Source organism: Pandoraea anhela (assembly GCF_902459655.1).
Lineage (GTDB): Bacteria > Pseudomonadota > Gammaproteobacteria > Burkholderiales > Burkholderiaceae > Pandoraea > Pandoraea anhela.
In genome coordinates this window covers 128,119-141,090 of the sequence record NZ_CABPSB010000010.1, presented here as the reverse complement: position 1 = coordinate 141,090, position 12,972 = coordinate 128,119, and the positions used below count along the sequence as shown (strand labels likewise).

Genomic DNA, 12,972 nt, shown 5'->3' with positions numbered 1-12,972 from the left:
TTCCGCAGCAAAGCCTGCCGCGCGACGGGTAGGGCGCGGCGCACACAGAGTCTAGCCGAAGCCCCGCGTGCCGCGAAGTGGGGATACTGCCGGTGGCGCACGGGCCGGACGGCGTCATTCGCGCAAAGGGCGCAAGTGTCACCGATGACGGGCCAAGCTTTCGGATCCGTCCGATGGGCTTTGCCGTGAGGCATTTGCTATGCTTGCGAACAGACTCGCTAAGCCGCCCAAACCGCATGCTCCATCTATTCTTTTCCAACCGGTTCACCACGCTCGAAGCCGCCCTGCTGCGCGATCTCGCGCAGGCACCCGGTGCGTCGGCTGGGCCGGTCAATCCTTTCGAGACGGAAACCATCGTCGTGCCAAGCGTGGCGGTGCGCCGCCGGCTCGAACTGGACTATGCGGATGTCTTCGGCGTGTGTGCGAATGTCCGTCTGACGTATCTCGCGCAGTGGTTATGGGACATGGCGGGCAAACTGGTCGCCGTGCCGGAGAGTTCGCCATTTGCACCGGACCGGCTGGTCTGGCCCCTGTACCAGTGTCTGGCGCAGCCTTGGGTGCAGGCGTCGCCACGGCTGGCCGGTTATCTGGCGGGCGCTGACGACGTCATGCGGTTCGAACTGGCGGACCGGCTGGCGCACATCTACGATCAATATCTGACGTACCGGCCGAACTGGCTGGAGCGGTGGCAATCGGGCGACGCGATCTCGCCGGGCGCGGCAACGACCTGGGGCGACGTGCAACGGGCCGACGAGGTTTGGCAGAGCGCCTTGTGGCGTCAGGTGCTGGCGCACCTCGATATCCGCGAGCGCCATCCTACGCTGCGTGCCATCGATCGGATCGAGCAATTGACGCAGGAGACGATTCCTGTCGGGTGGCCTTCACGCGTCTCGGTGTTCGCCCTGTCGTCGATGCCGCCGCTATCGATGGCGCTGCTCAAGGCGATGTCCCGCCTGATCGACGTTCATCTCTACGTGCTGAATCCCTGCGAGAGCTACTGGTTCGATATCGTGCCGCCATCGCGGCTTTCGTATCTCACCCGACGTGACGGCGCAGCCCACCGGGAAGTGGGCCATCCGCTGTTGGCCGAATGGGGGCGCCAAACGCAGTCGCACATCGACGCGTTGTATGCCGACCTCGCGCCTCAGGCGGTGGAGGATCGCGCGTTGTTTCAGCCGAATCCCACGCCGACGCTCCTGGCGGCGTTGCAAAACGGCATGCTCACGCTGGACGATGGCCGTCATGGCGCACCGGAGGGTGTCGACGCCGACGGGTCGGTGCAGGTGCATGTCTGCCATAGTCTGGCGCGCCAGATCGAAGTCCTCCACGATCGTTTGCTGGCCTGCTTCGATGACATTCCCGACCTGCGTCCGGACGATGTGCTGATTACCGTGCCGGATCTCGGACGCGCCGCGCCGATCATCGATGCCGTGTTCGGTACGGCCACGCCCCGCATTCCGTATCTTGTGACCGGCCTGCCGCCCACGCGAACCAACCCCGTCGCCCGCGCCTTCGCGTCGATTCTGGCGTTGCCGCAGCAACGCGTTGCCGCATCGGGGCTCGTGGAACTCGCACGGACCGAGGCGGTGGCGCAGCGGTACCACCTTGGCGGCAATGTTCTCGACGCGATCCAGAATTGGCTGCATGCCGCAGGGGCGCGCCGGGGGTGGCGAGGCGATGCGTTGCTCCGTCTGGACGGCGCCGGTGCGGCACTTGCGTCGGGAACCGGGGCAGCGCCGGCCCTGGAGCGCCATACCCTGGGCGATGCCATGATGCGCTTGTTCCTCGGCTACGCACTGCCTGATGACGCGATGCCGGTCGACGACTGGCTGCCTGTCGGCGGCATCGAAGGTGGCCGGGCCGAATTGCTGGGGCAGTTGGCGCGGTTGATCGATGATCTCGACATGACCGCGGTAGCGCTCCAAACCGAACGTACCGGGCTGGCATGGCGCGATCAGTTGTTGGGGATGCTCGAGCAGTTCTTCTCCGATGAACCCCGATTTGCCGACGATGTCGCGGAAGTACGCATGGCCATCGAGCAGATCGGCTCGGCCATTGCGGATGGCGCACCCGAAGTGCGTGTGCCGGTGGAAGTCGTGGCGCGCGTGCTTGCCGATGCGCTCGACGATCCGACCCGTGGCGGCGTGCCGTCCGGCCGCGTGACGTTCGCTGCGATTCCAAGCCTGCGCCTGCTGCCGTATCGCGTGGTCTGCATGATCGGTATGGACGACGGTGTTTTGCCCGGGCGCGTGCGTGCCGACGAGTTCGATCTGATGCGCGCATTGCCGCAGCGCGGCGATCGCCAGCGACGCGACGACGAACGAAACTTGTTCCTCGACCTCATGCTGAGTGCTCAGGACCGGTTCCTGATCACCTATACGGGGCGAAGCGTGCGCGATAACGCACCGCTGCCGCCGTCGACCGCCGTGGACGAGTTGCTCGACTTCACCGGTCAATTGCTGGCGCCGGTGTCGCAAGGCTTCAGTCTCGATGAGCAACGTGAAGCTCGGGAGCGCCTTGTCGTGCTGCATCCATTGCAACCCTTCTCGCCCGCCTATTTCGATGGACGTGCACCAGCGCTATACAGCTACGACGTGTCTAATGGCGAAGCGGCACAGCAACTGGCCGATCAACTGGCGTCTGCGATGCCGGACGCCCCTGTCGCGCCGTTCGTGCGTGAGCCATTGCCGGCCGTCGCGCAGACGCATCTGACCCTGGACGACCTGCTGCGCTTCTGGCGTCATCCGGGGCGTGCCTGGGCACGCGATCGCCTGGGGCTCTCACTCAACGAGATGCTCACGGAGGTTGAAGACGACGAGCCGTTCGTGCTCGATTGGGCGGGACGCGACGCGCTCGCCGCACGATTGTTGCCCCGGTTGCTGCGTGATCATGGGCGTGATGGCGGACAGGATGGCGGGCGGGGTGCGCGGACTCGCGCGGAGGCGGTCGAGCGGATCGCCAGCGTGAGCCACGAACTGCCGGGCGGCGCGACGGGGGCGGTGTGGCGTCGTCGAGAGTTGGGCGGTTTACGTGCGTTGGCAACGCAGGTGAGGGAGGCGCAGGCCGAGGGCACGCAGGAGCTGCTCGTGACGCTGCCCTTGACGCCAGCGCTGCCGCCGTCGTGGATCGACTCGACTGACATCGTCTGGCATGGCGATGTGACGTTGTCGGCCGAGTGCTTGCTACAAGGCCGTCTCGCGCCTGTGTCGCGTCATGGGTTGGTGATGTATCGCTACGGCAGTCTGCGCCCGAGCGATTTGCTGGCCGCGTGGCTCGCGCACCTCGCATTGTGTGCGTATCTTCAGCAACCGGACCACGCCGGCATGGATATTGCGGCGAGAACACTTTGGTACGGCGAGAACGAAACCTTTGCACTCCGACCGGTGGAAGGCGCAGCGGCATGGCTCGCGCAGTGGGTGGCGTTGTACCGCCTCGGACAGACCCGCCCGTTGCCGTTCTTCATGCGTAGCGCCTGGAAGCTCGCGAGCACGGGGAAGTCGGCGGATGCCCAGAGCGCATGGCAGGGCTCCGCATTTGCCCGGGGCGATGCGGACGATCCTTATACCAAGCTGATCTGGCGCGGCGTCGAGGATCCGCTTGCCTCGCCGTTCGACTTGCTTGCGAATACGTTGCTCGGCCCGCTGGTGCAGCACCTTGAGCTCGTGGAGGGCGTATGACGCAGCTCATCGACCTCGACGTTTTCGGTTGCGACCTCGACGGTGTTTGCCTGATCGAAGCGTCGGCAGGCACCGGCAAGACGTGGAATATCTGTGCGTTGTACGTGCGTCTGTTGTTGGAAAAACAGCTGAGTGTCGAGCAGATTCTCGTGGTGACTTTCACGAATGCTGCGACGGCAGAGTTGCGAGAGCGGATTCGTGGGCGTCTGGCAGGGCTGGTCGCGGCGATGGCGCCTGTCTTCGGTGACGAGGACGACGTGAGTGACAGCGATGGCGGCGATGGAGGGAATGGCGTCCCCGACTTCGACCCGGATGCGAGCGACGATCCGCTGTTCAGCGTCATGATCGCCGGTCTGATCGAACGCGGCGACATGTCGGCGAAAGCGATTCGCGAGTGTCTGCAAAGGGCCTTGCGAGGTTTCGATCAGGCGTCGATTCACACGATTCACGGGTTTTGCCAGCGGGCGCTGGCAGAAGTGCCGTTCGCCGCGGGGCTGCCGTTTGCTTACGAACTGGTGCCCGACGATAACGGCGTGCGTCACGATCTGGCGGTGGAGTTCTGGCGTCGGATCGTCGAACCGATGGCCGCACAGGACGATAGCTTCGCGGCGTGGCTCGTTGACCGGAAGCGCTCGCCCGGTACGCTCACGGACCAGTTGGCTCGTCGTTTGAAAAAGCCGATGTCGGAGTTGCGTTGGCCTGAAGCGGTAGAGCGCGGGGCTGGCGACGCGCAGACGTCGCCCGATGCAGGGTGGCTCGCAACCTATTCGGCGGCTTGTGACTGCTGGGAAGCGGAGGCATCGGTGATCGCCGACCTCATGCAGCGCGCCTTGCCGTCTTACAAGAAAAATATCTACAACGAGACATCGCTGCCGCAGGCCATGTCGGCATGGCAACGCTATCTCGGCGCACGCGACGCGGGAGCGTTGCTGGGCGCCAAGGCGGAACTGCTGACCACGACGCGGTTGACGAAAGACATCAAGAAAGGGGAGACGCCGCCCGATCATCGTTTCTTCGAGATGGCGGACGTGCTCGTACGGGCACGGGCGGACGCCGACGAACGTTACGCGATGCAATGGTTGCGGATCCTGCGCGACTGGTTGGCCGAAGCACCCGAGCAACTGGCGTTGCGCAAGCGCGAACTGCGCGTCGTGTCTTTCGACGATCTGCTGGGCAATATCGCGCGCGCCTTGCATCAGCATCCGGATCTCGCACAAGCACTGCGCGAGCGCTACCCCTGCGCGCTGATCGACGAATTTCAGGATACCGACCCGCTGCAATTCGCAATCTTCAGCGCGGTGTACGGCCAGCCGTCGGCGCTCGCTGCGGTGTCCGGAGATGCACGTCGTGGCCCGATGTTCATGGTCGGCGATCCGAAGCAGGCGATCTACAGTTTCCGCGCAGCGGACCTGCACACTTATCTGGCCGCACGAGAGAACGCGGACGCGGCGTACACGCTTGCCGTCAATCAACGTTCGACGCCGGCCATTATCGACGCGGGCAACCGTCTTTTCGGGGCTAACGACCGCGCGTTCGTGCTCGATGGACTGGCGTATCCGCCAGTCCGGCCGGGGACGCGTCGGCGTGCGCCGTTGTCGGATGTGCGCGAGGTGGCCGACTTCACCGTCTGGTGGCTGCCGGACGAGGAGGCCCCCCTGTCGAAGGACGAAGCCCAGCAGGCCTGTGCCCGGGCTACGGCCGCCGAAGTCGCTCGCCTGCTGGCGGGGGCGTCGCGCGGTGAGGTACTGGTCGGCGATCGGCCGCTTGCGCCGGGCGATATTGCGGTGATCGTCCAGACACACCGGCAGGGCGCACTGATGAAAGCGATGCTCGCCGAGCATGCCGTGGGAAGCGTGGAACTGACGCAGGACTCGGTGTTCGCGAGCGAAGAAGCGGAAACGTTACTTCGAGTGCTGCGGGCGGTGGAAGCCCCGGGAGATGTGCGGGCGCTGCGCGCTGCGCTGGCAACGGAACTCTTCGGCCTGGATGCCACGGCGCTTTATCGTATGCAGACGAGCGATGCGTCCGATGCGGAGGCGATTGCCTGGATCGAGCGCCTGCAACGCTATCGCCAGCTATGGATCGACCGCGGTTTTTCGGCAATGTGGCGCACGCTCATGCGCGAATTGGGACTGGCGGCGCGGCTTGTGGCGCAATCAGGGGGCGAACGCCGCCTCACAAACTTCATGCATCTGGCCGAACTGGCGCAGGCACGCTGGGCCGAGCAACCGGGCATGCCGGCGTTGTTGCGCTGGCTGGCGTCGCAGCGCAGCGCCAGCGCAGGCGAGGAAGCGCAGTTGCGTCTGGAGTCTGACCAGAATCTGGTTCAGATCGTGACCGTTCACAAGTCGAAGGGGCTGGAGTACGGCATTGTGTTCTGCCCGTTCCTCTGGGATGGCGCCGTGCGCGATGGCGGCAGTCTCGAGGGTCTCGAGTATCACGACGGCGCGACCGCCGTCATCGACTTCACCGATGCTGCCGAGAAAGGGTCTGCGGCGACGGCAGCGCTGCGTCGGGAGCAGTCGGCCGAGCAGGCCCGACTGCTATATGTGGCGCTCACACGTGCGGTGTATCGCTGCTATCTCGCGGCCGGTCTCTATTCGTCTCGACGCAGCGTGAAAGAAGCGTGCGGCGGCATGCTCAACTGGCTTGCGGCCGGGCAAGGGATCGAGTTCGATGCGTGGATCTCGTCGACGCTCGATACCGACGAGCGCGTCGGAACGATTCGACGCGCCTGGCAGGCACTCGTCGGCGGCCCCGTGGAGGTCGTGCCGCTGCCCGTCGGGGACGCGCTCGAGAGCGATACGCGCGTGGTGCACGACGCCTCGCCTGAACTGACGGTGCGAACCAGCACGCGTGCGTTGCGTGAAGTCTGGCGTATCGGCAGCTTCTCCGGCCTGCTTGCCGGGATGCACATCGGCCCACAGTTGGGCGGAGGACAACTGAGCGCGCCGGAGCGTACGCGTCCCGATTACGACGCGCAAGCCAATGCCGGCCCGAGTTTCGCGTTGCCGCCCGAAGGCGACGACGCGTGGCCGCCTGCAGACGATATTCTGCGATTCCCTCGCGGCCCGGCGGCAGGGGAGAGCCTGCACCGCGTTTTCGAACTGGCCGATTTCCAGTCGCGCACGCAATGGCCGCATGCCGTCTCGCGTGCCCTGCGTGAGCGCCCGCCGGGGCGCGGGGCCGAGCAGAACGACGCATGGCGCGCCATGATGATGAACATGCTGTCCGACACGCTGGCGACGCCGTTACGTCCCGGCATGCAACTGGCGGATGTCGCCCTGACGGAGCGACTGACGGAGATGGAGTTCACGTACCCGGCAGATGCGGTGTCGCTCGATGCATTGCGTGGTCTGTTGCGTCAGTTCGGTTATCCCGATCTGCCGCTTGACGCGACGGTGCTGCGGGGCTATCTCAAAGGCTTCATCGATCTGGTGTTCCGCCACGGCGGCCAGTGGTGGATTCTCGACTGGAAGTCGAATTATCTCGGCACAGCGCCCGAAAACTATGGGGCGGACGGATTGCGCGAGGCGATGGCCGAGCACGGCTATCACCTGCAGTATTTGCTCTACACGCTGGCGCTGCATCGCTTCTTGCGGCGGCGTTTGCCGGATTACGACTACGAGCGCGACATGGGCGGCAGTCTCTACCTCTTCGTGCGGGGTGTGCGTCCCGACTGGGCCAGCGCTCATCTGGCGGGTGACGAGGTCCCGGGCGTGTTCTTCGATAAGCCGTCTCGAGATATGGTCGATGCCCTCGACGGACTCTTCGCGGCTGGGGAAAATTCGGCACTCGCGCAAGCCCTCTCGCTCAGCACGCCCCGCGATGGGGCCACTGGCGAACGTGGCGGAAATATCTTCCCTAGCCACGACACCAATGCCGCCAACGCCGCCGAAGGGGAGGACGCATGACTGACAGACGTCATACGGGCGACGCCTCCGGCGCGCCGTTGATCGACAGTGGCATCGTACGGCTCGCGCAGGGTTTCGCGCGTCGCATGGGATGGCTCGCACGAGGCAAGGGGGCCGACGAGGTGACATGTCGCTATGTCCGACGCGCGGCGCTTGAAGTCAGTCTCGCCACGTCGGAAGGCCATGTTTGCGTACCGCTCGATAACTTGCTCGACGCTCAAGCGAGCGGCGAGCTCTTCCCCGGTGATGCGCCTGCGCTGTCGGTTTGGCGCGACGCGCTCTTCGCAAGCGGCCTGTGCGCCCCGGCCAGCCTTGCGCGTGCGCTGGCGGCCGACGCGCAGGACGATGCCTTTCCGCTGTTGCTCGACGATCAGGATCGCCTGTATCTGGCGCGCTACTACGGTTATGAAGCGCGTCTCGCGGCGGCGCTCGGGCGCAAGTTGTCGCTGACCGAGGAATTGCCGAAAACCGGGACTACCGCAGAGGATCGCAAGCGGCTGCAACGTTATTTTCGCGATGGCGTTCTCCTCTCGCCCGAGGGCCAGCGTGAACCGAACTGGCAGATGGCGGCGGCGGCACTGGCCTTGCAACGCTCGCTGGTGGTCCTCAGCGGCGGTCCGGGAACAGGTAAGACGACGACGGTCGTGGGCCTGCTTGCCTGCCTGCTTGAGCGCGACGCCAACTTGCGCGTCGCACTCGCGGCCCCCACGGGCAAGGCGGCGCAGCGGATGCAGGAAGCGCTGACGGCGCGTCAGGACTTGCCGGATACGGTGCGTCTTGCGTTACCCGAGGCCGCGCTGACGTTGCACCGGTTACTTGGCGTGCTTCCCGAGTCCGCCGAACAGGTCGGGCGGCGCTTCCGTCATCACGCGGGGAATCCGCTGCCCTACGATCTGATCGTGGTGGACGAGGCGTCGATGATCGATCTGTCGATGGCGACCGCGTTGCTCGAAGCGGTGCCGGACGGAGCACGCCTGATTTTGCTGGGAGACAAGGACCAGCTGGCGGCCGTCGAGGCGGGCGCGGTGTTCGGCGAGTTGAGTGCCCGGCGGGCGTTTTCGCCGGCAATGCGGGCGCATCTGCTCTCGGCGCTCGAATGGCCGACGGACGATCCACCGCGTTCGGGGCCTCTCGCACCCGATATCGGTATCGGTATCGGCGGGGCGGCGAATACTGCAACCGCCGCAACCGCCGCAACCGCCGCAACCGCCGCAACCGCCGCAACCGCCGCAACCGCCGCCACCGCGACGGGAGCGGCGCGCGCCGCCCGTGGACTCGAAGACACCGTGGTGTGGCTGGAGCGCACTTATCGCTTTGGCACGCACTCGGCCATCGGCCGTCTGGCCACCGCCATCAAGACGGGCAAGGTCATCGACGCCCGTAAGGAGCTCTGCGTCGTCGACAGCGAGCGCGGGGGCATGGCGAGCGATGTGTCTTCCGAGGCGGCGGCCGTCGACCGCGTGCTGCTCAGCGAGGACGGCGGCATCCAGTTGTCGCCTGCCCATCTGAATGCGCTGGCCGACGGCTATGGCGAATACCTCGAAGCGCTCGCCGATGTTGTCAGGACGATCGAACAGTTGGGAGACCCGGCGGCGGCGACATCGGCAGATATTGCGATGGTGGCGCAACCGGTCTTTGCGGCATTTGGACGGTTCCGCGTGCTGTGCGCGACGCGAGGCGGACGCAGGGGTGTCGAATTCCTTGGCGCGCAGCTGACCGCGCTGCTGGCGCGCCGCGCCGGCGTTGCCCTCGGGGCCGGCGGTGGGGCGTGGTTTGCCGGGCGTCCGGTACTGGTCACGCAAAACGAGTATGCCCTCAACCTCTTTAACGGCGACATCGGCATCGCCCTGCCGCTTGGCCCGTCCGGCACGTTGCGCGTTGCGTTTGCCACACCGGACGGCGGCTACCGGCTGTATTCGCCCGCGAGTCTTCCGGCACACGAAACCGCGTTCGCCATGACCATCCACAAGTCGCAAGGGTCGGAGTTCGATCGCGTTGCGATCGTGCTGCCTGAGCAGGCGAGCCGGGTGTTGTCGCGGGAACTGGTCTATACCGGCGTGACGCGTGCTCGTCGCGAAGCGTGGCTGTACGCGCCGTGGCCGGTGATCGCGTCGGCCATCGCGCGGCCGACGCAGCGCGATGGGGGCCTGACAGAGCGTTTGACCGAGGTGCTGGCTACGATGCCCGATCCGTCGACGAGTGCTCGGGATGCGCAGGACTCCCGGGGGTTGCCGCCAGCTTCGCCGCAGCCATAGCCGCTTCCGCCACCGCGCCGATGCGGGTCACGAGCAATTGGTCGATCTTGTAATTGTCGATGTCGACCACTTCGAACTTGTAACCGGCAGCCTCGGTGGCCTCCGACTTCTTCGGAATGCGTTTGAGCTGGTAGATCATGAACCCGGCGATGGTCTCGAACTCGCCTTCGCCGGGAAGCTCGTCGATATCGAGGGCCTTCTTCACGTCCTCGACCGACGTCACGCCGTCGACGAGCCATGAGTGCTCGTCGCGCTGGACGATCTGGTCCTCGTCGGCAGGGTGGACGACGTCGCCCATGAGCGCGCCCACGATGTCGTTGAGCGTGACCACGCCGACGACCAGGCCGTATTCGTTGATGATGACGGCGAAACCTTCCCGGGTTTCCTTGAAGCGTGCAAGGGCCTCGGAGAGGTTGAGCGTGTCGGGGATCACCAGCAGTTTCTTCGCGTAGAGGCGATCCAGATTGCGGATCACGCTCGACAGGTCTTCGCTGGCAATACGCTGGAGCAAATCCTTCGAGTCGACGTAGCCCAGCACGTTATCGATTTCGTCACGGCATACGAGGTACTTCGAATGCGGACTTTCCGTGATTTTCTGACGAATGCTGCGCTCGTCCTCGGAGATCGTGAAGTAGACCACGTCGTCGCGGAATGTCATCACGGAGCCGACAGTGCGCGATTCGAGTTCGAACACGTTCTCGATCAGATGCAGTTCCTGCTTGCGTAACACCCCGGCCTGAGCGCCGGCGCCGACCATCGCGGCAATGTCCTCGGAGGTGATGTTGTCGATGGCGTGTGTGGGCAGCTTGAACATGCGCAGAAACAGGTTCGCTACGCCATTGAAGAGGTAGACGAGCGGGCGCAGGATCTTCAGGCAGAGCAGCATCGGATCGATAATGGCCATTGCCACCCGCTCCGGGTTCACCATGGCGAGACGCTTCGGAATCAGATCGGCGAACTGGATAAAGGCGATCGTGATGAACAGGAACGAGCCAATGCCTGCCAGCCTTAGCGCCAGCGCCTGATCGGCAAAGGGACTGAGCCATTCGAACAGATACCCCGTGAGGAAGCTCTCACCAAGCACGCCGCCGAGCACGGCGACGGCGTTCACACCGATTTGCACGACGGTGAAGAAGTTGCCCGGTTGCTCCTTGAGCGCCAGCACCTTGACGGCCTGCTCGTCGCCCTTTTCCATGAGCACCTGAAGTTTGGTGCGCTTGGCGGCGGTCAGTGAGATTTCGGAGGCGGAAAAGAAGGCGCTTGCCAGCACCAGCAAGAGAATACTGAAAAGAAATCCGTAACCACTCATGTTGTTATCCCTGTAAGTGCGAGTGCGGATACCTAGCCGCGACGCAAGCCGGACCGGTTCGCACGGGAGTGGGTCCGGAGAGCAGGGAGACATTTCAAAACAAGGCCTGCCGGCCATCATTTTGAGATGCCTTCGGGCTGGAGACGCCGCATTTTTACGGGCCGCGTCAGCCGCGACGGCTGTACCGCTGTCCAATAGCATGCCATAACTTCGGGGCACTCCGACAGCGCGTGCCCGGCGTGCCGGTCGCGCACAGGCTGCAACGGCTGTCTACTCCCGGACGGTCGCGTGCACGAGCTGCGAGAGCCGACGTGCAGAACCGACAATTCCCAAACGATCGTTCGGGCATCGTGGACGCCGCTTTGACGCCATGTTGAGACGGCATCGAAGCCGCAGCGGCACGCTTCGACGTGTGCTTTTCTCCTTTTCCCTTCTTCTTTCAAAGGACGTCCCGATGACCTTCGGTATGCAGCCATTGAATCAACCGCCCGGTATTGGCGGCCTCGCATTTCTCGCCCCCGTCGCACTCAACCCCGATGCCGGCATGGTCGATGCCGGCGGCATGCCGCTGATCGAGATCGCGCACGTGACGAATGTCGGCAAGGAAGCGAACACGGCCGATCACCGTGCTCAGATGCCGGTGCACCCGTGGCGCGTGCTTCGGCCTTCAGCGGGTGTCGAGACGACCGGACGGGACAACACGCTCGGCACTGCGCCCCGGCTCGATTTCCAGACGGCGTTCGCCTCGGCTTCGTCGGCGTCCTCGGAAAGCGAGGCGTCGGACGAGGCGATGTTCGGCGCCTTCCTGCCGTCGCCTGTCGACGTCGACAGCATCGATGTCGACGACGTGTCGCTCGCCAGAACCCTGTTCGATGCGCCGCGCGTCGCGCAGCCCGTCCTGTGCGCCGCATCGCTGGCCACGCTGCATGTCTGCGCCAGTTCGCAGAACTTGAACACGCGAGGCGCTTCGCTCGAAGGTCGGAATCACCCGGTCGTCATGCCGGACGGGCGCAGCGAGCGCGCTCAGATATGCCGGGATATCGTCAGCGGCTCGTTGCTTGGCACGGATGGCCGAAACGGGACCACGCCCTTCGATCCGAGCCGTGAAGCGATCACGAAGACCGTCGCCGATACCGCGCGGCGCTGGACGGGAAAACCATCACTGGCCGGCAAGAAGGAATGGTCGACGGCTTGCCTGATGAACACCCCACCGGAGAAGTTCATCGCGAGTCTGAACGATCGTCTGCATGCAGGCACACGTCTGCTGCCGCTACGTGAGAGTACCGAATGGATGCTGCGCGTGGGCTTCTCCGATGGGTTGCCGATGCATCAGGCATTCGTTCGCGGCGATCTGCCCGACACCGTCGGCCTCGGCACGGACGAATGGGTCAAGCTCGCGCTCGGCATCGAGCAACTGGGGGCGCGTCACTGGGACATGCGTCACGTCGAGGTCGTCGGCGCTGCGGCGCTACCGGCCACGAACACGAAGGCGTTCACGGCATTGGCCACGTCGCTGTCGTCAACGGCGCCGCATATCGCTACACAGCGCCTGCGTAATCAGTTGACGATGCGTGGCGTGCCGACGGCGCCGGCCGAGGCGACCAGCGCCGCGCCCGACAGTGCAGCGTAAAGTTCAATCACGGTCAATCACGGCCGATCCCGCTGAATAGGGCCCAACAACATCGCGAGACGGTCGATCGGAACCGTTCGGTGCGGCAGGGGGCGCGCTCGTTGCGCTCTGCCGCACAAGTCAAAACGCGCCCGGGATTTCCCGGGCGCGTTTTACGTTCAACAGACGGCCAATACTGCCATCAGGT

At 64.9% G+C, this 12,972-nt stretch carries 5 protein-coding genes; 4 read left to right on the top strand and 1 reads right to left on the bottom strand.

The window, feature by feature from the left end; translation table 11 throughout:
• The first annotated feature begins 236 nt into the window (after nt 1–236).
• Genes recC through PAN31108_RS15205 form a run of 3 tightly spaced genes read left to right on the top strand, consistent with a single transcriptional unit; the run spans nt 237 to nt 9,846 of the window.
• Nucleotides 237–3,677 (top strand): exodeoxyribonuclease V subunit gamma, encoded by a 3,441-nt coding sequence (gene recC / locus PAN31108_RS15215; RefSeq protein WP_150669654.1) that lies wholly within the window; start codon nt 237–239, stop codon nt 3,675–3,677.
• Complete coding sequence (gene recB, locus PAN31108_RS15210; protein ID WP_150669653.1) at nt 3,674–7,591, top strand: exodeoxyribonuclease V subunit beta; 3,918 nt, start codon at nt 3,674–3,676, stop codon at nt 7,589–7,591. The genes recC and recB overlap by 4 nt, the downstream gene beginning before the upstream one ends.
• On the top strand, nt 7,588–9,846 hold the full coding sequence (locus PAN31108_RS15205) for an AAA family ATPase (protein WP_150669652.1): 2,259 nt from the start codon (nt 7,588–7,590) through the stop codon (nt 9,844–9,846). Before recB ends, PAN31108_RS15205 begins: the two co-directional genes overlap by 4 nt.
• Here the strand turns inward: PAN31108_RS15205 and paeA are convergent.
• Complete coding sequence (gene paeA / locus PAN31108_RS15200) at nt 9,767–11,155, bottom strand: polyamine export protein PaeA (protein WP_246183974.1); 1,389 nt, start codon at nt 11,153–11,155, stop codon at nt 9,767–9,769. The genes PAN31108_RS15205 and paeA overlap by 80 nt on opposite strands.
• A 454-nt stretch (nt 11,156–11,609) precedes the next feature.
• Here paeA and PAN31108_RS15195 point away from each other — a divergent pair, with 454 nt between their 5' ends.
• Entirely contained in the window at nt 11,610–12,785 is a 1,176-nt protein-coding gene (locus tag PAN31108_RS15195) for a hypothetical protein (protein ID WP_150669651.1), read from the top strand.
• Nucleotides 12,786–12,972 lie beyond the last annotated feature (187 nt).